The organism is Xenorhabdus khoisanae (genome assembly GCF_001037465.1).
Classification (GTDB): Bacteria; Pseudomonadota; Gammaproteobacteria; order Enterobacterales; family Enterobacteriaceae; genus Xenorhabdus; species Xenorhabdus khoisanae.
The window spans coordinates 42,584-63,926 of the sequence record NZ_LFCV01000064.1 but is presented as its reverse complement, the minus strand read 5'-3'; the positions used below and the strand labels follow the sequence as shown (position 1 = coordinate 63,926).

The window sequence follows — 21,343 nt, the reverse complement described above, 5'->3', positions numbered from 1 at the left end:
CTTAGATTCGCATGATAAGTGCAATTTCTGAAAAAGGCGGTCAGTTGCTATAGTAGGCATCTTTCTCGCCAAAGGAAAATGCACTATGACCTATAAACAACTGACCGAATCAGAAAGATATCAGATTTTCAGCTTAAAAGAAGCCGGTTTTACACAACGCTTTATTGCAACATCACTTAAACGTCATCCCTCAACGATTAGTCGGGAACTGAGACGAAATCAGCAAGCGCAGGAATACTGTCCTCAACAGGCTCAGTGTAAGGCATTGGAGCGCCGTCATTCTGCTGTAAAAGTCATAAAAGTCACATTTAAGATAAGAACATTGATTAAGCAGTTAATTTGGAAAGGTTTAAGTCCTGAACAAACAGCGGGTTATCTTAAAAAAGAAAATATCATTTCTTTGCATCATGAAACGGTTTATCGATTGATTTATCAGGATAAACGTGAGGGTGGTGATTTGTGGCAGCACCTCAGGATTGCGAAAAAACCCTATCGTAAACGCTATGGCAGCTATGAACGTAGAGGTAAAATCAAAAACAGGATCAGTATTGAGAAGCGCCCTAAAATCGTGGATAAAAGACAGCGTATTGGTGATTGGGAAGGAGATACTATCATTGGAAAAGAGCATAAGAGTGCATTATTGACCTTAGTTGAACGAAAAACGCTATTTACCGTCATAATTAAACTTGAAAATAAAACAGCAGAGGCCGTTGTAAAAGCGATAACAAGGAATTTATCACTTTTAAAACAAAAAGTTAAAACCATCACATTTGATAATGGCCTCGAATTTGCCGAACACGAAATGATCAGTAAAAATTTAGACGCAAAAATTTATTTTGCTCATCCTTATTCTCCTTGGGAAAGAGGGATAAATGAAAATACGAATGGGTTAATCAGAGAATACTTTCCAAAAGGAACTGATTTTAATAAAGTATCAGAGTTGGAGATAAATCTCGCGGCAAACAGCTTAAATAAGCGACCACGAAAAACACGGGGTTACAATACGCCGGATGAGCTATTTAAAGGGACAAAAACTCATTTACTTCGTTTATAACGATGTTGCGCTTAATATGTGAATCCAAGATGATTAACTATTCATTGTGGGAGACTTAGTGGAGAATTAGAGTTTGTGGGAATGAAGATAGCTATTTTAACTATTATACAATATGGAGAAACCAAAGGTGCCAGAATGGCTATTTTGAGTTTTTAAAATATAATGGATATTGGGAAAAAGATTTATATAATTATTAATGGCATAACGCAAAAGTTCTATTTTATATCTTTAATAGGTTATATTTCTATGGGAAATAACGCTACTGATGATTTTTGTAATGTAATCAGGTGGCACATATGAGGTTAAATTAAAAGCAGAATGAACAATGCTATAATTCTATTGAAGGACGAAATATCTCAGCTATTCAGTAATATCAAGTGGTTAAATGAAGGCCCACGGAAAAAATTAAATGATTTCAAAAATAAAATCAGTAACATACATCACTCTAGCTGTTATCGCTGTCCTATTTACCGCCTACCAGTCAGGCGGTAAAGCGGCTAAAAAATCTGTTGAAATAAAGCGTCGTAGGGATGAAAACGAGCGTTTGCAGTCAACCATTGATGCCAAAAGAGAGATTGAGCATGAAATTCGCCAAAAGGATGCCGGTGATGCTGCTACTGAGCTTCGTAATGACTGGATGCGTTAACACAATCGGAAACACATCACCTATCTTTTGTGATACTGCTTCACCTATATATATTAGTCGTTATGATCAATTAACGGATTATACGGCGAGAGAAATTCTAACACATAACCGCATTGGTCATAGATTGTGTGGCTGGAAGAAAAAAGCAGCAACTAAGACACTTGCATTGTCGCCTGTAAATCCGACAGAGTGATCATAAGAGTCATTGGGTCTAATGGAGATTCTTGAAACCCTAAATGCTCATAGCACCTTTTAGCATCATCAGAGATAAGCGTGAATAGTTATCAGCCAATCAAAGATGCCGCTTGTAAGACACGTGAGCTGGTATCTTTGACAAGTGCTCTCCCGACTCCCATATCCTTGATGTTATTATCGACCATTATTTTATTATTTATATAAATAATAAAACAATCTATTTTTTCAAATGCTTTTATTTATAGGCTTCCTTCCATTTGTTAAATAACCGATGTATCTTATACAAGACAACAATGGTAGTGGTTGATTTATCAATCAAAACAAATAAGGCAAATGTGATGAGTGGAAAAGCCAAAATAATACTGGTTGGTGGCAGTAAAGGTGGTCCCGGCAAAAGCACGATTGCCCAACAAATTACCGGTTATCTGCTGATCCGTGCAAAGAAAAAGGTTCACCTGTTGGATATTGACACCCAACGTACAACCTATCAATGGTGTCAAGACCGGGAAAGCCTACCTGCCGAAAAGCCAGCAGAAAAGCTCTCATATCATTACCGTGGTGACGGTGTTATCGAGTATTTGGATGGTATTAAAGATCAGTACGACTACATTGTAATCGATGCTGGTGGTTTCGACTCAGAGGCTCAACGTGAAGCTATGTTGCGAGCCACCCATTTATTACTCCCGATCCGCCCAAAACGCCGTGATGTTCGTTCATTAGCTGCGCTAGATCGTATTGTTGAGAAAGCTCAAGTCTTGAATGAGGGTTTAAAGGTTTGTGTGGTTATGAATCAATGCCCATCACTGCCTAACCAATACTCACGCATTCAGTTTGCTAAAGACGTTTGTGAAACCTTTGGCATGCTCGCCTTAAATACCAATATTTACTCTCGTAACGTGTATGACGATGCGGAAGAATCAGGTCGTACAATCTTTGAACTAACAAAAGAAGAACGAGATAAAAAGGCTGAGGCGGAAATTGAACTTTTGGTAAAAGAATTTGTGTATGGAGAAAAGGTAGATGGCTAAGAACCCGATGGCCGGCTTAGGCAAGCAAGACAGAGAAGAAGCGGTCCAGGAATTTTTGAGCAATTCCTCGCTGAAAGAAAAAACGGTTAAACAACGGGGTCGCCGCAAGAACAGTACTGAGATTATCAAAAGCCGTACAGTGTCAATGGAAGATGAGTACCACGAATTAGTTGATCTTCTGAGAGTCGCTCCTAGACGTGCCAATTTAAGTCGCTCAGACGTGTTTAGAGCTGCTTTGGTAACTTTAGCTTCTTTACCCTTTAGTGATATAAAGGCTGCGTTAGAGTTGAGCTTAGAGACTAAGCCGGAAGAGATTCAACAGCTCATAAAAGATTTAGATAAAAAGATCCCATAAAAGAAAAGCCGCATCAGCGGCTTTTCTTTTATGGGTTCGAAGCTAGAAGTGTTCTGCTAATAGCAATTAGGCGATGCTTGTGAACATCTTTGTCACTCCCCCAACAAAATTCATCCCATTTTTCATAAAACTCAGAAATGGATGGAATGACTACCAAGGGAATATAGTCCATATCACAATCATCAGAAGTGCCATCAGAAGAGTATACGTGATAGCCTTTAGTTATTGCCCAGTCGATCATCTTTTCCCAAAAGCGTTTACCATCTTGAGTTTGTGCTTCATCAGTTACTACAATGTTATATTTGCTCAATAAATTCTTAAAAAAATCTCTTGGCAAATCGCCAATTGCATGTTGATGTTCTGAGCGGGGTGTACGCCATATCATAATCTGAGTGCAAGTTTCCTTCCCCACGATGATATCTTTTCGAAAATGTAATTTTACGGCATAAACTGTTTCAGAATCTTCACCAGTTGTAATCATACGGTATTGGTGTTCTTTGAGCGATTTTACTAGACGGTAGCCATAAGGGACATCAAAGTTTGGCAACTCAAAGTTTTCTACGCCTTTTTGTAAAAAAGTTTTAGTATGTTCTTCATTTTTTTTAGGATGGCGTAATTTATTGTTAAATCCTGTGTCGGGGATCAAATATGGCATTGTGTTATTTTTCGCTTGATTAACCAACATATGTTTGTCCTCCGAAATTAGGACAATCCTTTGATACTTATAATATTAAATTCAATTATAATACAGTTTTGGCACAGATTGGCAAACTACCGATACTATCCTACAACTTTGGCATGAATTGTTCAAATAGCATGCGGTTAGGGGTAATGATCGGATAGCCGCGATAACCGCCAACTTTTAGACAAGTAATTTCTAATTGACTAAAAAGTGACATTACTATATTAGAGTTACAACAAGCGGGGGTATTAAGGAATTTATGTTAAATAAGGGTTAAGCTACAATTTCGGTCTTCACTAGTGATGCGTCCAATTTATTGATAATTACTTTCTTAGTGTACGATTGTTCCTTCCCTTAAACATGCTGAAAAAACAAACGAAAAGGTTGTTCAGTTGCGTAAATTCGTTATACTAACGATATCCATTGAGCATATTGGGTTTGTTTTATCCCACTGAATACTTTGAATTGACGGAGGTGACTATGATTACTCATACACCATTCACTATTAGTGATCGCTATGCTCTTATAGGCAGTTTTAGCGTACCTGATGTTCCGGGACAATTCGAAGTCCGTACCAACAGCGAGCGAGTTAAACGCCCAATGTTAATCGTCGTGCATGACAACTGGCATGAAGCTGGTCGCCGTGATCGTATTGCTCCTGTGATAGTCATCCAGTTTGAAGCCGATGGCCGTGAAAAATGCATTGAGCAGAAAGAAGCTATGCCGTCGAAAACAATGAATCTGACTAATTTACGCCTCCGTGCTATTCAATTCTTTCAACAAGAATAAGATGAGACTTGCTGGACAATGCCACCACTGCTGATCGAAGAACACGAAAAAAATCTGGTTTGGCCTGATAACTTAGATGATCCAGAGCAGGCGTATGTGCACTTAAATGATATCATTGATGATATTGGTGATGCACACACTGTTATCTTGGAAGACAGTAATGGTATGGTTCGGCTTTACCTGCGCCACGTCCGGTCAGATCAGGTTTCTGCAAATATTTTGCTTGAGTTTAAGCTCTCTGCTCCTGAAAGTTTCCCCAACCGGATTCCACAGGTTTCATCTGTCTATGTTGGTAGAGACTATCGCGGTGTAAAACTCGCCCCGCACATCTATCGTTGCATCATAGATCACTATGGCGTGGTTGTTAGCGATACCTACCAAACAGCCGCGGGTATGTTTATATGGTTATTCATAGCTGAAGATGACTCTGTTCTACTCAATATCATGCAGGTTAACGGCAACCATCTAGATTATCGTCTGTCTAATGGTAAGCCGGAAGTTTACAAAGGTGAAATTGATACGCTGGAACAAGCTGGCTCGACCATTTGGGGTAGGCCAGATGCAGTGGTTTCCGGCATTGACCTTGAGCGACTAGGCTTCAAGCCTACCCATCAAAATATGGAACACATCATTTTGGCTGCTCGTTAGCATTGTTATTCTGGTCAATCCTATTTCAAGAGTGAAGTCCGCTCAAAAAACAGTATGATACCCTCCCAGACTTCCCGCGGTTTCCGATAGAAGAGGTTGTTTAAAAGTTGGCGGTTATCGCAGCTACTTAGTCATTAATCCTACAGAAAGACCTACACTGCGGAATTGATTTCCTATCTTGGCACTGATATAAACTGTACTCATTTACTTGCTTATAAAAAGGTTTATTGTATCCATGTGCCTAGTAATGGATTTTTTCTTAGCAGAAGGTGATCCACAGGAGTTTATGCTCTCATGGACGGCACAAGATAAAGACCAATGGGTTGTGGAAAATGTCGGTCTATCTCGTACCAAAGGTGAACTGGAGCTGTATCAATCCAAATGGTTTGACTATCGGCACTTGCATCCAATGGATGCCACGATGTTATTCACTGAATCCTATAAACGAGAGTACTCTCGGATCATGAGCACCCACGGTCGTGAGGATTATCGCAAAGCCTCTTTCCGAACCGGACTTAAACGTGTTCCATTTATCAACTTGTCAAAAGCAAACATAACGTCGCTTTGGAAAGCCAGACAAAAGGCCGATGAGCTTGGTGTCGAGTACGGCTTTTTCATCATGAACATGTTGTCTATAGCGGCAAAACGGGAATGGGGAGAGTTACCGCGGCCACAACATTTGTGGCAGGACGATTTGCTGGAAATATTTATCGATAGGAATGAAAAACGTAAGAGAACGCGACTAGATGGCTCAGAGTTGGATTATTTCAAAAACAATAACTATGTGGGTGACGAAGTTCAAGATGCTCACAGAACATATGTAATGGCGCAAATTTCTAATGCACGACCGGATAAACGTTATTTGTTGATTTTCTCTGCGGTGTATTCACTTGGTTATCTCGAACAACAAGCGTTCTTGAACCAGTTTCCCGATGATTTAAGAAAAGCCTCTAAGTTTTTATAGAACCCCTATATGGAAATGAAAATATCCAATAATGGATTGGTGTTAAAGGAAAATGATAAATGAATGACGATTATGAAATTATCAAATCTCGTCTATCTTGGTTGAAATATAACGGCGTAAAGCTGGAGATCACAACAAATACTGGCAAGGTAATTTCAGGATTTGTGCGTAAATTTGATAATCAATCAGCACTGATTGACACCATCGGCATGAATGACAGAAACGATTTTAAGATAGTGAACTACTCAGCAATTGAGAGTTTTCATAATGTTACTGTAGCGCAGGTGGTTTAAATGTCAGCCTCAGAATTTGAATTGGAACACACAAGCGTCTCACTGTCCGAACGGTTTGATGATGCTTTTCAGGTAGTACTGGCAGCTTATTACTGCCGTGATTACCGCTTTGTCACTCAGGTTCACGACTTAGTTGAACCAAAACAATTTAACAATATGGCTTTAGGTTTTCTGGTCGCCGCAGCCGGTCGTTTTTATAAGTTGTACAAGCAGCCCCCGTCAATGACTACGCTGGTGTCGCTTATTACCAGCGACGTGAAAGACAAGGTTATTCGCAAAGAATACGTCTCGGAGGTCACTGCTGCTATAAAAAAAATCAACGAGATATCATTAACTGATTCTCAATATATGGTCGATCAGGTGACATTATTTGCTCGTTCGGTCGCGTTTGATAACGCCATGATAAAAGCTGCTGAACTCAAAGATAAAGGTGACTTTGATAAAGCTATGCAAATTATGGAGAAGGTCAAACATCTTGGTGGTCAGGGAAGTAGCGAGGTATACGATTACTTTAGTGAATCAGCGACACGTTTTGAAGCGCGTGAGAAAAAGGCGATTGGTGAAGCGCCACCACAAGGGATCACAACAGGATATCGAGCACTGGATGCTTTATTGTATCACAGTGGATGGGGTCGCAAAGAAATGACCCTGTTTATGGGATTTGCTAAATCGGGTAAATCGACCGGTATGGGCGAGTTTTCAGTTAACGCAGCATTGGCGGGATTTAACGTTCTTTATATCTCTTTAGAAGTACACAAAGAGATTATTGCTGATCGTTTCGATGCCCGGCTTTCTGAAACGGATATGGACGAGTTGGTTGATGGTCGTGACAGGGTATCGAAAAAACTAAAAGAGATTGGTGCGATAGGCAAAGTCGGCAAGATGTTTGTTGTCCAACGTCCATCAGGTTCTGTTTCACCAAATGATGTTGTCCGTATCGTTGAAGGAATTATCTCTACAGGTGTCGCGCTGGATATGCTGGTTGTGGATTATGCTGATCTGATGAAATCTAACTATCGGAGCGGTGATGTTAGGGAAGACGTGAAAAGTATATATACCGACCTTCGAGCAGTTTTTGATACCTATAATGTAGCTGGTATTACCGCATCGCAGACAAACCGTGAAGGTGGCTCGTCAGAAGTTGCAACTATGATGCACGCCGCAGATAACGTTGAAAAAGTCCGCATTGCCGATTTGGTTATCACTATCAACAAAACAGAAGAAGAAAAAGCCAAAGGCGAAGCAAGATTGTTTATTGCAGGTTCTCGTAACCAGAAAGGAGATGTCAGTATTCGTATTGAACAGAACCTTGATCAGATGCGTTTTATTAAACGAATTATAGATATTACCTAAAAATTTATGACTCCCGATCTAATGAAATTTATATAAAACCACACAGCTAACAGCTTTAAATAACGAGCCACAAATTGTCAGGCAACCCATTCAATGCCTTGTGGTTCTTATCATAAAAACAAAAGAAAGATTAAGTTATGAGTACACACAGTGGCTTTAGGGAAAAACTAAACGAATTTGATTTTGAGCAGTTTCTTGATCTAGAAGGCATCTCCTATCGTAGAACAACCGGTAAGGATGGGCTTGAGCTAAACATTAGAGAATGCCCAACCTGTAGCAATTATGATTGGAAGGTCTACTTCAACCCGAAAACTAAAGTAGGAGTATGCTTTGCCGGTAGCCATCCACAAGATGAGCAATTCAACCTATACCGGTTTTTACAGAAATATTCTGGTTTAGCTGGGCGAGAGCTTCATGCCTATATTGACACTCAATTGCTTGAGCAAGGCTGGCGACCAAAAGAAAAAGAAATTACTTTAGAGAGTAAGGTCGAGCTGAAAGAAGAAGTACAGCTCCCGCCACATTACTTACTGCCTTTACCTGATGGTCGTATTCCCGATTATCTTGTTCAGAGAAACATATCTTCTGAACTTATCCGGTACTTTGACTTGCGATTTATTGTGAATGGCTCACACGTTTATCACGACTATAGTGGTCGTATCTCAACGCAAGATTTTTCAATGCGGGTACTTATTCCAATCTACGATTTAACGGGGAAATTGAGTACTTTTCAGGGGCGTGATGTCACTGGCATCTCAGATAAAAAGTATCTGTTCCCATCCACATTACCAGCGTCAGGACGTTTTCTATATAACGGTCATAATGCTATGGGAAAATCTACGGTCGTTGTCTTGGAGGGAGTATTTGACGTATTTGCCGTCAAGCGCGCTTTATTCAGTGATGAATCATTACGCGACTACGTTGAGCCAATAGGCACTTTTGGTATGCACTTGTCAGGGGCTTTATCAGAAGAAGGGCAAGATCAATTAGGTAGCTTTTTAACACTGAAAGAGACTGGCCTTAAAAACGTCATTTTCCTATGGGACTCAGAGAAACAAGCAGTTAAGAACACGATTAAGGCTGCTAAAAAGCTACAGTCTATAGGACTTAACGTGAAGATCGCTGCTTTTACTCGTGAGGGTCAAGATGCCGGTGAATCTGATGATGATGAAATACTACAAGCTTATTTCTGCTCTAAGTTTTTCAATCACCAATTAGCACTAGAAATGTTAATTAAAGGGCACAATGCGATTCGTTCTTATTAATACCTACCAATATAAGAAATCAAATAGAGGTGAATGCAAAATGAATAAGTCAGTTTATCTTGAAAAAATTGAGTCTTTAGAGGGATTCAGTACCGTCAAAAATGACGAAAGGCAAAGCGTTATCGATGTTGGTATGGAAGCAATGACAAATGAGTTTAATCGACTCACGGCTGAAAAATTCCCGTATGCCCCAAATGGTCCCTGCTTAGAGATACATCATATTCACACTAACGATGATGGCATAAGTTACGATCTTGTGTACATGCGGGATATAGCGCGTAGTAAAACCGGTAAACCAGCTAGCTACATGATTGGCTTTAACGACCGTGCACTTGTGGCTACAGCATCAGATCTCGAACAGAAAACACCATTAGAAATGTTCGATCTTTTTACCAAAGCTTATCAGCAGCAATCAGATGAGGAATTTATCGATATGCCATTGTCAGTCTTTGTAAAAGCAATACAACAAGGAAAGGTCGATAAATCAGAAAAATATGTCACTTTATACCGCAAAGCGATCGTCAATATGCCTGATTACAGCGAAATTAAAGGCTCGTCTAGTGAAGTACTCAATTTTATTAAAGATCGCCAAGGGGCAGAGATACTACCTAACCTCGGATCAGGCGTAGAAATCGTACTTCATGCTAATGCCTTTACAGACAATGTAATTAATCGCCCTGCACGTCTTACCTCTAATGCCATTGCAGAAGTTGGGATGATGAAAGAACAAGCTCTTGCATTCGGGTTAAAAGCAGCCTCATCGAGAATAGCTGACATTCAACTGCGTGGCTCTAAATTAGCTGGTATGGCTGGCATGTTTTAAACCTGTGACTGGCATTGGGCAAGGATTTACATCGGATTGCTCTAATTAAAACCCACAACATCTTTACACAAACACCCCTAAAATGGGGTTTTTATGTATACAAGTAATTGTTATGATAATTATCTATACACATAAACCCCTTTAAAGAGGTATTAGAGTAGAGATAATGAAATGGATAGGATCACAGCAATTAACAAATTAGATGAATTCAGCAAAATGGGAAGAGCCATTTTCCTTTTACAAGATTTGAAAGTCATCTTTGCTGGCAAGTCTTCTAAGACATTGCAAAAATCTGTTGCTCGCCTCGTCAAAACCAAGTTGTTGCTTCGCATTACAAAAGGGGTTTATGTCTATACACGAGCTAGCATGGGAGGCTATCCTCTGGAAACTATCGCCAAAAATATCCGACGAGGCGAATATAATTACATTAGCTTAGAGTCAGCCTTATCTCAATATGGCCTCATTCCACAAATCCCAATCGACCGCCTGACTATTATGTCTACTGGTAGAACAGGTGAATTTAAAACCCCGTGGGGTGTTATTGAAATCACCCACACCAGCAGAGAGCCTAGCGAAATTCTGAAGGCAACGTTAGAAAGTCGTAGCCCCTTGCGTATCGCAAGAAAAGAGACTGCTCTGCGTGATCAAAAAAGAGTGGGGAGGAATATGCATTTAGTTCAACTAGAGGAACTTAACTCTGTCTAGTTTCCATGAACTTACTCCACCCTCTCCTTAAGTGGTCGTCATGTTTACGGGATGATGACGACCGGATTGGTGATAAAGAGTAAGTTTTTTAGGCTAAAATCACACTAGGCCGTTTAATACTCGATGCTCTTTTATTTGATACTGACCATTAAAGTGTGGCCTGATTCCGCAAATCCCTTATGAGTCGAACACAAACTCTGGTTGACTCTACTTCAACAATTAACTCCGTTATGATAGACGTAGAATAGTAAGGCGTTGATAATCAATTTTATTATAAGTGTGATTACCCACCGCTATTGTTTTCACTACTCTTGGAAGTACGCAGTAGCGAACGGAATCTAAAGGATCTAAATGAAAAAAACATCTATTATATTGGCAATATCGTTAATGCTCTCTGGTTGCGCAAACACTCAGCCTATAATTTCTAAGTCTAAATATAAGAGCATAAACAGCTACCCATCGTTGACTAAACTTTTTGTTGCTAAAGGCGATTTTACCGACGATCAGATACTATATTTGCTTTCTTATGATTACAACCATGAAACCGACCCTTCTGAAAAGCAAAAAATCAGAGTGACAGAGCTGGAAAGAATTAAGAAATATTTAAAACAGTATAAAGATCATAAATACTATTCATTACAGATTGACAGCCGAGTCTTTATGAGAGCAGATTTGGCATTTGCACTCCCAACAATGTCAGAATACGACCCTGTAACAAAAAGCTTTCCGATAGATAACCTCGGCTGTAAAGGCAAACCGAGACGAATAACCAATCCTCAACATGTCAGTATAAGTATCAAAAATGATATTTTCTGTAGCTTGCCTGTAACTGATAATATTCAGGTTCAAAAAATTGAGAATCTTAGAGCACAGCGTGATTCCGATATATCATACAGCGGTAACATGTACATGGATGTGTATTCAAAAGACAATCAGCTATTTGGAAACATAATTGATGTTGAGCTTAAAATATATGATAGAAAATCAAGAAGCTATATCTATCAATACAACTATAACCCCGTAAACAACTCAGAGTCATCACCGAAGTCCTAATACCGTTCAATTAAAGTGGGTGACTGTCATATCAAGTCTGAACTACTACAGTTAAATCAAGGCCGTTAGTCCGGCCTTGATTTAACAAAAATTTATTTAATACTTACCATGCAAGTTTGGCCTGATTTTAGTTTTGCAATAAACGGTTGAGATACAGAAAAGGCAGTATGATGTCCTCTCACTGACTTAAAAAGCTGAGATACACCGTCTATCGTTACTGTTAAATCCCTTTCTATATTGTGTGGCTTAAAAATAAGCACTGCAAAATCACCCCAGTCGTCATATACATATTCGTAAAAATAAAGTTGAGCTAGCTTCATTGATTCAAAAAATACATCGCCTGACGCGCTGCTACCAAATTTTCTAAAAGAAGCAACTTGTGATTCGACACTAGTATCTAATACGACTCCACTGCCAGCAACGGTGAATTCGTCGTAATTATACTCATCATCCCATTCAGCATGACCAAAGGTTAATTTAAATCCTTGTGCTTTACCGATGAAATCAGACATTTTAAAGGTTGGTTTTAAACCTAATTTAGCGCCAGCTTGAAGTATTGACCGAAGACCCGTTTCTTTAACGACTTCACTGCCAACATAACCTCCATTTATAGCCATTTTATCCTCCGTGATACAAGACGATATTGAAAGCATGTTCATACGCCTATGAAATGAAATATTACTACAATCATTATTTAAAAACGTATGTTCCTAACTCTTACCCGCTTTTCGCACGGGTAAGAGAACAGAAAATGTAGTCCGTGCTGATCCATCAAGGTTCTCAGCATCGCCAACTCCTGCGGTACGGTGGCAATACGCGCGTTAAATTCGGCGAATTCGGGCGCTGTATTCTCATAATCAGCGATTTTTTCGCCAGCAGGTCGATAAGCGGGTTTTCATCATCGGTATCGATCAGCCGTTCTACTATCTCAAGCGCTTGTTCATAGTCATCACGTCTATTACTTCCACCCAACAAGGGAATGGCGTTTATCAGGGGCGCGGTAGCGTTTAACGCTACCTCATAGTTCTCATAATTGTTTACAGTCATCATTTTGGATTTCTCCGGTAGTGATCAGTGAGCCGGTCATATTCTTTGTGGGTCACGATGTGTTTTATAAACACGTTCTGAGTTTCAAATTTAATGTATGCAATGATACGAAGATTGTTACCTCCGGTATCAATTACCCACCATTTTTCCCTATACTTGAACCTGTCCAGACTGCCAAAACGCACTTTAAGGGGCTCGGGGTTAAGAATCTCTCTGTGTTAAGCACCTTGTACGTGTCATCGAGTGCAGAGGCATCATTAGGAAACCGGCGCCCTGCTTCGTCAAAAGGCTTTTTTGAAAGTACAAATTAAATTGAAAGATGCTTCTACTGTTTATGCATATTCGTCATAATTTGACCTGATAGAATTCTGTGTGAATAACCAGATTCAATCAGGCCAAATCTGAGTTATAAAATTAAGCTGCTCTTACAATTTAATTGAATGCTATGTTGCGTGAGCGGGTTATTATCCCCTTATGTATCTATGAAATAGATATTTTTTTCGCTCCACCGCTTTTAATTACCGTATTAATGGTATTATCGTTACAAATATATATATAGGGACTAAATGCGGAATCAGGTCCGGCACCGTGATTACCGCCAGTAAAAACATAAGGTTTGTCATTGAGCCTGATCGTTATAGAACCACCTACATTCGCATAGTCTTTAAATCCTAGATACGCATTTTCCTCTGTACGATATCCACCAGTTAAGTGTGTGAGGACGACCAAAAAAACCAATTGTGTTTTTTTGTAGTACAATTGCGGATCTATCTTTCCTATTTTTATATCTGGCACAAGGATAGTTCTTCTCGGTGAAATGCCCGAATACCCCCAAAATGGTTGTGGATCAGAGTAACCATCTGAATAATCAGACCAAGTACCAGACGCAAAAGTAACAATTGATCCCGCAGATTTATTAACAAACGCAGACATAGCAAATGTCGGCTTTAAACCCGCTTTGACGCCAGCCGCCAACATAGACCGTTCACCAAATTCTGCTACTACGCTACTACCAATATTTCCATTTTTTACTGCCATTTCAATCTCCTTTTGTAGATGCTAAGTATACTAAATATCTAATCAATAAAGCGCCATCAGGCACTCTATTTTTAAGTGGATCAAATCAGTGAAAAGAAATCTATGATGCTGGTCGCAGTCGCACCGATCGTCGTAAAAATAATGATGTCAGACAGTCCTAAGGGTCGGTTTGGAATTCGGAAAATATCCTACGTTAAGCCCTTTTTCGTACAATAGAACATAAGACGTTCTACTTACCCAATATCCCAGTTAGGCCAACATATTAAAAATAAACCATGACAAATAAGTTCTACCCAAATGTCATAGCCTAAGATTCTGTTATTTATCCCTTAGATCATTACTTAAACGTTCGCTTTAGCTACGAATAAACGGCACGTTTAAACAATTCAAGTTGTTACCAATTCTATTTTGGTTAAAAAAATCTTAACGTAGGATATTTTCCGAATTCCAAGCGCACCCCATATTGCGCCATTAGATAATAATTTCTGGAAAAAGGCCGAACGAGGACACTTTTATCGTCCAGTAAAAACTCAGGCTTCGGTCAGGATTGATGCAGATGTTTTAAGCAACCGGGAAAAGGTTACCAGACAAGACTTAACGCTATCTTACGTGAAGCCATGACGCGTGATTTACATCGAAAGTAATGCCCGCGATGGCAAACTACAAAAGACACTTACCTGCCTTGAAAAAAAGCAGGTAAGTGGGTAAAAAAGTAGAAAGAAAAGAGTTATTGCAGTGGGATAAGTTCTTCGCGGCTCAGGCCGGTAATTTCCATAACCAGTTCAATACTGTCACCACGTTTTAAGAGGGCACGGGCAATATTTATGGATGCCTCTTTTTGACCTTCCAACTTACCTTCTAATTTACCTTCTAATTTACCTTCTAATCTTCCTTCTTCCCGGCCTTTGTCCTGTAATCGTTGTGCAATATTCACAATCACCTCCTGATGGCTATCTACCTGTTCAATCAGTTGCTGGATCACTTGTTCAAAATGCGGCGAGTCCATTGTAACAAATAGGTAGTTCATAATAGTCACAACATCGTTGTCACTATTATAGTTATGTTTGAGGGCGTGGGCTAATAGCGTGGTAACTGCTTTAAATCCCTCACGCAAATTCTTATGTTTCATCGCCAATTCCATCACGGCGATTTTGCGATGATTGACCAATTCGTTATCATCAATAACTGTCACATCAACCAGCGGAAACGGATTAAAATACATCTCCTCCGCCAGTTTGGGCAATGAAAAGCATTGTGTCCAAGCCTGCTGGAAAGGATAAGGACTGGTATCACCATGATAAAACAAAACAGGCACAACTAGCGGCAATTCCTTATTCCCCTGTTGCAAATGCTGATTCATCGCCATAAAAGCGTAGTGCATCATTCGCCACGCCATCATTTTATCTGGAGTAGACTGGTGTTCAACAAGCACATAAATATAACCATCACCTTGTTGAGTTTTCACCGAATAGAGGACATCGGACATTCTTGAACGTAACTGATGATCAATAAAAGAAGAGTTAGTCAATCTTAACGTATCAAAATCACACAGTTTCTTGATTTTTTCCGATAGATGAATATCAAAAAAATCACGAGCATTCTCAATTCGAGCCATAAATCCTTTGAACGCTGCATCATGAGGTGTGGGGATAGCCTTTTTATTCTTCATGTTTTCTTATCAAAAAATGATTCCCGCATCCAGTCTACAGTAGAAGAAAGGCGAGCATCAAGTGCAATGGCATAAGACTCTTAACCGGCTTACATACAAAAAGATAAGAATTATACCGATTCGCTTATTGAGTCAAATAAACCAATCAGTTAAAGTAGCCTCGCCATTGGCAAAATCCAGTGGTCAAGGTTTCGCAGCCTTGTAAGTTCCCCACTGGTAGGATGTTTCTACCAGTGTGTCTGCTATCGCCCTTTCAATGGCGGTTCAGGCAGGGGAGGCTTCGGCCTCGCCGGGTGGGAACTCCGGTACTGCGAACCCTGCTTTGAATCGCCACCATCAATATTATTGATTAATGGAAGGAGTAGCAGGAATGTTCAATAACAAAAACGACTGGCATCAAGCCGATATAATTGCTGAATTACGTAAGCGTGGTACAACCTTAGCCGCAGTCTCCCGTGAAGCGGGACTCAGTTCATCAACATTAGCAAATGCCCTATCGCGAGAGTGGCCTAAAGGCGAATGGATTATTGCCAATTACCTCGGAATCCATCCCTCAGAAATCTGGCCCAGCCGCTATTTTGACAAAAACGGTCAACCAATTGAACGTAAACCTCGCAACAATTCTCAGGAATAATTATCAAATTATTACCCAAGCGCAGTAATTGTAGAGGTAAGCTGTGTGTAGTAATCCTATTCCACTAAAACAAGCCATGTACCGTGCAGGTTTGGCAGTGTCTCTATTTAAATTCATTTTCGAAAAAGCGAAAAATGAGTGCTCAATAGATTTAAATAACCTGATTGCTCTGGTGAATGATATCAATCAGGACGTTCACCATGCCCTTTTGAAACATTCACCAAAGCCATTAACACTAAAATTACTGAGTTACGTAAAACATAAGAAACCTATCTCATTAGATCAGGCGATGTATCGGGCGGGTTTAGGAACCTCTTTATTTGAAGTGATTCTCGACAAAACCAGCAACAATTGTTCAACCGAATTACATGATCTGATTTCGTTAGCATGTGATATCAATCAAGAAGTGTATCATTCACTTGTAGCCGAGGTTTATAAAGATACTCCTGAAAAGGATCTTACTTAGTAAATAAATTGATTTTTTGTTCATTTATCCAATGGGCTAATCCACCCTAAACCCATTCAAAAATTGGCGGTTATCGCAGCTACCCTGTCATTACTCCATTCAGAGTACAACTGACGAGGTTTACCCTGCAAAGTGAGCAGGATGTAGCGGTAACCCTGTTAGGGAATGGGAAGATAGCTGCGATAATCGCCAATTTTCCTCAACTCCAGCCATAAGAGCAAAAACGTTAGTTTGTGCAATCCCATTCCGCTGATTGGTAGATCAGTGGCTTATCCATTGCACAGCGTGTAATATTACAGTATAATATTACACATCATGTAATACGGATCGGACAATGATTAAATCATTCAAGCACAAAGGATTGAAGCAACTTTTTGAAAAAGGAATTACTTCTGGTATACCAGCGCAAGATGCCGAGAGGATTAACGACCGTTTACAGGCCATCGATACAGCAAATGAAATAAGCGAGTTAAACCGTCAAATCTACAAACTTCACCCGTTGAAAGGAGATCGCGAAGGTTATTGGTCTATTACAGTCCGAGCTAACTGGCGCATTACTTTTCAGTTCGTCAACGGTGATGCTTATATTTTGAATTATGAGGATTATCATTAATGAGACAGTTTAAAATTTCCCACCCAGGAGAGATTATCGCCAGAGATTTGGCTGATATGGGCATTAGTGGTCGTCGTTTTGCGCTCAATATCGGAGTAACTCCCGCTACTGTATCGCGTTTTCTTGCTGGTAAAACTGCATTAACTCCACCATTAGCAATTCGCATCGCTGCCGCGCTGGGAAGCACACCTGAGTTTTGGTTACGTCTCCAGAGTGCTTATGACCTGCGTCAATTGGAAAATAAAATCGACACGTCTGGGATCGTTTTATACGGCGACCAAGACGAAACCTTGCAGGTCACTTCAAAGCATTAAGCAATAGTAAATGTGGGGCTACGCCAGCCTCGCATTTGCTGGCGGTTATCGCAGCTACCCAGTCACTACCCCCGCCATTTTCAGAATTCATCTTTCCGCTTTCTTATTCTGTGCGCTGTAAACCCCGTTCTTCAGGATGGGAAGGATATCAAGATAGCAACTTTTGATAGCTGTTTTTTACCAAATCAAAATGTAGACAATTTGATAATTCTTTGAAGAAAGGTTGTTATTTTAGGGGGCATTCCACTAGACCCCAAATAGGTGCAAAGTACTAACTCGTATATTTAACTCCCCCTTCGGTTGAGATCTCTGTGAAGTTCCAATCACAGCATCGATAAAAATAGTATATGAAATAGATAAAAAATTTTTGACTTTCTTAGTTGTGGAATTTACAGTTCATATACTGTATATAAATACAGTATTTATAAGTTCAATATGTATACGAACATAGTAGACAAAAACTTAATTAAGACTCACTGAACAGGAGGTTCACTATGAGCGGCGGAGATGGAATGGGTCATAACAGCGGAGCACACAATTCGGGTGGCGGCATCAATGGAGGTCCAACTGGTTTCGGTGGCGGTGGTGGTAACAGTGGTAATTCTTATTCAGATAATTCGGGATGGAGCTCAGAGAACAATCCGTGGGGTGGAGGTTCATCGGGTGGTAGTTCCGGTCCAGATGGCAGCAATAGCGGTAATAGTGGCGATAGTAATAGTGGTCGCCGTGGCGATAAAAACGCAAAAGCCAAGGCCATAGGCGAACTGACTACTATTTCCGCAGTCGCTGGTACATTAACCATCGCAACATATAATCCTTTCTCTTCACCTTTCGGTTCAATCACTTTAAGCGAACTTGCCGCATTTTTTGCTGAGACACTAACCAAAGCAGCTCCGATTGCTGGAAGATTATTGGGGGTGTTTGGTTTATTTTACCCTAGCAGTATTGGGACAGAACCACCAATTGATCTTAATCTCAGAAATAGAGAAGATAATAGCTATAACGTCATAACGTTACCTACACTGATGGTATCAGGTGTTCCTGCCGAAGACATCCCAGAAAACACATCAGTTCCTGCCAATGTGCTGGCTCAACCCGTTTTTGACGAAGTAACCAAAACACGGCGAGTAGCTATTACCCCGGTTCAAGCAACCCCAGTACCTGTAGTTAAAGCGGAAAAAACTGACGAACCTAATGTGTACACCGCTCAAGTCGTGCCGGGCATGAAACCGATGCGGATTAATGTCATGAATAGCAAACCGGGGAAACAAAATCAGGCCAAAGTTAATACAACCCCAGCATTAGGTCAGTACTTGCCAGCAGCGACGGAGAAAGATACGCACCATGCAATTCTTGATTTTGGTGGTGAACATGATTCTATCTATATTTCTGTGTCACGTACTCCAAAACTGGACGAGGAGAAAAAACAGCTTGAGGAAGCAAGACGAGACTGGGAAGAGAGATATCCTGTTGAAGCAGCTCAAGAAAAATTAGATATAGTTAATAATGAGTTATATAAAACACGAGCCGAAGTTAATATCAACCAAGGACTTCTCAATAATTTAAAAAATACACCCGAAGGGCTAGCGCTTTCAAATCCACGCCAGCATCCGATTAAATCCGAATCATATTACGAAGAGAGCGTTACATCTGGACCATATAGAGGAACAGTATCAGGAACAGCCACAGCAATTATCGATAGTCAGGAAAACCTAAACTATTTACTTGCTCATGATGGCCTTGCGTATAAAAGAAATATACTCAATGACAAAGACGTTGTTCTCTCTGACGATGTTGAAGGTGACACAATCATCTATGAGGCGGAATATGGCGAATATGACAAGCTACGTCAGAGACTTCTAGATACTCGGAATCGTATAGCAGAAGCGGAAAAAAACTTAGCATTAGCTAAGAAAAGTGAAAAAGAAGCGGAAAACAAGAAAAAAACTGCTCAAGATAAGGTTGATAAGGAGAATAAACGTAATCAACCCGGCACAGCAACGGGCAAGGGCAAACCAGTTGGTGATAAATGGCTTCATGATGCAGGGAAAGAAAACGGAGCGCCTATTCCAGACCGGATTGCAGATAAATTACGAGGCAAGAAATTTAGAAACTTTGACGACTTTCGGAAGCAGTTTTGGGAAGAGGTCTCCAAAGACCCGGAATTATCCAAGCAATTTAATAAAAGCAATAGGAAACATATAACTGAGGGAAGATCTCCATATGTTCCTGAAAATGAGCAAGTTGGCGGGCGTGAAGTGAATGAGATTCATCATAATAAGCCTATTAGTCAGGGTGGGGAAGTCTACGATATGGACAATTTAAGAATCACTACACCTAAACGACACATTGAAATTCACAGAGGAAAAAAATAATGGAGCTGAAACATAGTATTAGTGAATATACCGAAGCGGAATTTCTCAAATTATTACAAATAATTTGTGATTCAGATACAGAAACTGAGGAAGAACACAATGATCTTGTAAGACATTTTAAAAAAGTAACGGAACATCCCAGCGGTAGCGATCTGATTTATTTTCCAAAAGCAGGAGAAGATGATTCTCCAGAAGGGATTTTAAAAACGGTCAAAGAATGGCGAAGTAAAAATGGCAAACCGGGATTTAAACAAGGTTGAGAAACCGACAACCTTGTTGACGAGCCTGCATTGCATTTTGTGAAACACCCTCCAAGGTGACCGCTCAGATGGTCACCTAATTTCGTTAGCATGTGGTATCAATCAGTAAGTTTATCGCACACTATAGCAGAAGTTTATATTCAAAGTTTCCCTGCTGCCCTTAATGCTGCATGAATTGTTGTAAACGGCAGTAACAATGATAAAGAAGCATCCAGTAACGGAACCGCTCCATATGCCGCGTACCAGTGAGCTACTCGTTCATTTTTAGCATCAATTAGTAACGCAATACCACCTGCCTGTGCTGCAACTAACAGGCTGCGTCTCCCGGCGGCAAGTAATAACTGGCCACCAAGTCCTTGTCCCTGTACAGAAACATCTACTGCCAAGCGCCCCAATCGGAAAACCGGCACTTCATGCCGCGCCAGACCACGTTTAATCACTTCGGGTGTACTTTCATAGGCGATGGAGGCGGGGCTTAAGCTATAGTAGCCAAGAACTTTTTGGTTACAGTCACTTACTGCAAGGTATGTTTTGGCACCGCCTTTCTCATGGTTCTGCCTTGCGTGGCGATATAAAAACTGATTCAACGCATCATCGCCACAATCAAAAGCTGCACGATCATGATGTCTGCTAATAGGTTCTTCATGCCAATCTACTAACATCATGGTAATTTCGGCAACGCAAAGGCCGCAGCTATTAACTTATCATTGGGTGGCGGCGGATTATCTAAAAGGTCAAGTAAATGCAGACTGTCCCTTTCTGTTAGCGCCAGTCGTTCATTCTCATCAATAATTTTTCGCGCCACTGAAACAACATTTCGGATAACAAACTCTGTCAGATTAGTATGTTGTATAGCAGCAGCGCGCATCAAAAGCGATTTTTCCTCTGAGGCAATACGCAATGACATACGATCATTAGTTTCTACAGGAATCTGAGGCATGGTAATGCTCTCCTTTATTGTACACATTTAAATAGTACATTATGTTTTAGAACAGCACAATATGTACAGATAATGTGCTGAAATTTTTAGATCCGAATACATAATACATTCTGAGACTGAAAAGTTAGCAGCTG

At 40.2% G+C, this 21,343-nt stretch carries 26 protein-coding genes and 2 pseudogenes; 20 read left to right on the top strand and 8 right to left on the bottom strand.

Annotated features, from left to right (window positions below):
* Window positions 1-85: 85 nt before the first annotated feature.
* The 4 genes from AB204_RS10720 (at window position 86) to AB204_RS10705 (ending at window position 3,278) form a co-directional block, all read left to right on the top strand.
* A complete protein-coding gene (locus AB204_RS10720) occupies window positions 86-1,054 on the top strand; it encodes an IS30 family transposase (protein WP_047963360.1) in 969 nt (322 codons plus the stop codon).
* Between the two features lie 409 nt (window positions 1,055-1,463).
* Complete coding sequence (locus tag AB204_RS10715; protein ID WP_047963359.1) at window positions 1,464-1,700, top strand: hypothetical protein; 237 nt, start codon at window positions 1,464-1,466, stop codon at window positions 1,698-1,700.
* 533 nt (window positions 1,701-2,233) lie between these two features.
* Window positions 2,234-2,923, top strand: a complete 690-nt coding sequence (locus AB204_RS10710; RefSeq protein ID WP_047963358.1) for a division plane positioning ATPase MipZ — start codon at window positions 2,234-2,236, stop codon at window positions 2,921-2,923.
* Window positions 2,916-3,278, top strand: a complete 363-nt coding sequence (locus tag AB204_RS10705; protein ID WP_047963357.1) for a hypothetical protein — start codon at window positions 2,916-2,918, stop codon at window positions 3,276-3,278. Before AB204_RS10710 ends, AB204_RS10705 begins: the two co-directional genes overlap by 8 nt.
* 28 nt (window positions 3,279-3,306) lie before the next feature.
* On the opposite strand, the gene AB204_RS10700 is transcribed toward AB204_RS10705, so the two are convergent.
* On the bottom strand, window positions 3,307-3,963 hold the full coding sequence (locus AB204_RS10700) for a hypothetical protein (protein WP_047963356.1): 657 nt from the start codon (window positions 3,961-3,963) through the stop codon (window positions 3,307-3,309).
* A gap of 477 nt (window positions 3,964-4,440) precedes the next feature.
* Between AB204_RS10700 and AB204_RS10695 the strand changes: the two genes are divergently transcribed.
* The 9 genes from AB204_RS10695 (at window position 4,441) to AB204_RS10655 (ending at window position 11,853) form a co-directional block, all read left to right on the top strand.
* Entirely contained in the window at window positions 4,441-4,749 is a 309-nt protein-coding gene (locus AB204_RS10695) for a hypothetical protein (protein ID WP_047963355.1), read from the top strand.
* Between the two features lie 18 nt (window positions 4,750-4,767).
* Window positions 4,768-5,397, top strand: coding sequence for a hypothetical protein (locus AB204_RS10690; protein WP_047963354.1), 630 nt, complete (start codon window positions 4,768-4,770; stop codon window positions 5,395-5,397).
* Window positions 5,398-5,644: 247 nt separating this feature from the next.
* Window positions 5,645-6,361, top strand: a complete 717-nt coding sequence (locus AB204_RS10685; protein WP_072061428.1) for a hypothetical protein — start codon at window positions 5,645-5,647, stop codon at window positions 6,359-6,361.
* Window positions 6,362-6,420: 59 nt separating this feature from the next.
* Window positions 6,421-6,654 carry a hypothetical protein gene (locus AB204_RS10680; protein ID WP_047963353.1) on the top strand — a complete coding sequence of 78 codons (234 nt, stop codon included), beginning with the start codon at window positions 6,421-6,423 and terminating at the stop codon, window positions 6,652-6,654.
* Entirely contained in the window at window positions 6,655-8,007 is a 1,353-nt protein-coding gene (locus AB204_RS10675) for a DnaB-like helicase C-terminal domain-containing protein (protein ID WP_047963352.1), read from the top strand. It abuts the gene before it with no gap.
* A gap of 137 nt (window positions 8,008-8,144) precedes the next feature.
* Window positions 8,145-9,272, top strand: a complete 1,128-nt coding sequence (locus AB204_RS10670) for a DNA primase catalytic core, N-terminal domain protein (RefSeq protein WP_047963351.1) — start codon at window positions 8,145-8,147, stop codon at window positions 9,270-9,272.
* Window positions 9,273-9,312: 40 nt separating this feature from the next.
* Entirely contained in the window at window positions 9,313-10,095 is a 783-nt protein-coding gene (locus AB204_RS10665) for a hypothetical protein (RefSeq protein ID WP_152671532.1), read from the top strand.
* Between the two features lie 171 nt (window positions 10,096-10,266).
* Entirely contained in the window at window positions 10,267-10,800 is a 534-nt protein-coding gene (gene abiEi / locus AB204_RS10660; protein WP_047963349.1) for a type IV toxin-antitoxin system AbiEi family antitoxin, read from the top strand.
* A 351-nt stretch (window positions 10,801-11,151) separates the two neighbouring features.
* Window positions 11,152-11,853 carry a hypothetical protein gene (locus AB204_RS10655; RefSeq protein ID WP_047963348.1) on the top strand — a complete coding sequence of 234 codons (702 nt, stop codon included), beginning with the start codon at window positions 11,152-11,154 and terminating at the stop codon, window positions 11,851-11,853.
* A gap of 92 nt (window positions 11,854-11,945) precedes the next feature.
* Here the strand turns inward: AB204_RS10655 and AB204_RS10650 are convergent, their stop codons facing one another.
* From AB204_RS10650 to AB204_RS10640, 4 genes and pseudogenes are all read right to left on the bottom strand, one after another.
* The gene (locus tag AB204_RS10650) at window positions 11,946-12,470 is read right to left on the bottom strand and encodes a hypothetical protein (RefSeq protein ID WP_047963347.1); all 525 of its coding nucleotides are present in this window, start codon (window positions 12,468-12,470) and stop codon (window positions 11,946-11,948) included.
* 163 nt (window positions 12,471-12,633) lie between these two features.
* Window positions 12,634-12,903, bottom strand: coding sequence for a hypothetical protein (locus tag AB204_RS10645; protein ID WP_053067885.1), 270 nt, complete (start codon window positions 12,901-12,903; stop codon window positions 12,634-12,636).
* A pseudogene (locus AB204_RS21395) lies at window positions 12,900-13,204 on the bottom strand (type II toxin-antitoxin system HigB family toxin); the annotation flags it as partial. The pseudogene AB204_RS21395 and the gene AB204_RS10645, both read right to left, overlap by 4 nt.
* A gap of 176 nt (window positions 13,205-13,380) precedes the next feature.
* Window positions 13,381-13,938, bottom strand: a complete 558-nt coding sequence (locus AB204_RS10640) for a hypothetical protein (RefSeq protein ID WP_047963346.1) — start codon at window positions 13,936-13,938, stop codon at window positions 13,381-13,383.
* Window positions 13,939-14,424: 486 nt separating this feature from the next.
* Here AB204_RS10640 and AB204_RS21390 point away from each other — a divergent pair.
* A pseudogene (locus AB204_RS21390) lies at window positions 14,425-14,582 on the top strand (BrnA antitoxin family protein); the annotation flags it as partial.
* Window positions 14,583-14,665: 83 nt separating this feature from the next.
* On the opposite strand, the gene AB204_RS10635 reads toward AB204_RS21390, so the two are convergent.
* Complete coding sequence (locus AB204_RS10635; RefSeq protein WP_047766534.1) at window positions 14,666-15,607, bottom strand: Rpn family recombination-promoting nuclease/putative transposase; 942 nt, start codon at window positions 15,605-15,607, stop codon at window positions 14,666-14,668.
* Window positions 15,608-15,977: 370 nt separating this feature from the next.
* Between AB204_RS10635 and AB204_RS10630 the strand changes: the two genes are divergently transcribed.
* The 6 genes from AB204_RS10630 (at window position 15,978) to AB204_RS10605 (ending at window position 20,269) form a co-directional block, all read left to right on the top strand.
* The gene (locus AB204_RS10630; RefSeq protein WP_047963345.1) at window positions 15,978-16,241 is read left to right on the top strand and encodes a helix-turn-helix domain-containing protein; all 264 of its coding nucleotides are present in this window, start codon (window positions 15,978-15,980) and stop codon (window positions 16,239-16,241) included.
* Window positions 16,242-16,284: 43 nt separating this feature from the next.
* A complete protein-coding gene (locus tag AB204_RS23040; protein WP_047963344.1) occupies window positions 16,285-16,707 on the top strand; it encodes a hypothetical protein in 423 nt (140 codons plus the stop codon).
* A gap of 334 nt (window positions 16,708-17,041) precedes the next feature.
* Entirely contained in the window at window positions 17,042-17,320 is a 279-nt protein-coding gene (locus AB204_RS10620) for a type II toxin-antitoxin system RelE/ParE family toxin (RefSeq protein WP_047766537.1), read from the top strand.
* Window positions 17,320-17,634, top strand: a complete 315-nt coding sequence (locus tag AB204_RS10615; RefSeq protein ID WP_047766538.1) for a HigA family addiction module antitoxin — start codon at window positions 17,320-17,322, stop codon at window positions 17,632-17,634. The genes AB204_RS10620 and AB204_RS10615 overlap by 1 nt, the downstream gene beginning before the upstream one ends.
* A 494-nt stretch (window positions 17,635-18,128) precedes the next feature.
* Window positions 18,129-20,009, top strand: a complete 1,881-nt coding sequence (locus AB204_RS10610) for a colicin-like bacteriocin tRNase domain-containing protein (RefSeq protein WP_047963343.1) — start codon at window positions 18,129-18,131, stop codon at window positions 20,007-20,009.
* Window positions 20,009-20,269: a bacteriocin immunity protein gene (locus AB204_RS10605; protein ID WP_047963342.1), complete on the top strand. Its 261-nt coding sequence runs from the start codon at window positions 20,009-20,011 to the stop codon at window positions 20,267-20,269. The genes AB204_RS10610 and AB204_RS10605 overlap by 1 nt, the downstream gene beginning before the upstream one ends.
* A gap of 140 nt (window positions 20,270-20,409) precedes the next feature.
* Here AB204_RS10605 and AB204_RS10600 read toward each other — a convergent pair whose 3' ends face one another.
* Together AB204_RS10600 and AB204_RS10595 are read right to left on the bottom strand one after the other, a co-directional pair.
* On the bottom strand, window positions 20,410-20,934 hold the full coding sequence (locus AB204_RS10600) for an acetyltransferase (RefSeq protein ID WP_047963341.1): 525 nt from the start codon (window positions 20,932-20,934) through the stop codon (window positions 20,410-20,412).
* Window positions 20,931-21,209: a type II toxin-antitoxin system TacA family antitoxin gene (locus AB204_RS10595; RefSeq protein WP_047963340.1), complete on the bottom strand. Its 279-nt coding sequence runs from the start codon at window positions 21,207-21,209 to the stop codon at window positions 20,931-20,933. Before AB204_RS10595 ends, AB204_RS10600 begins: the two co-directional genes overlap by 4 nt.
* Window positions 21,210-21,343: the final 134 nt, after the last annotated feature.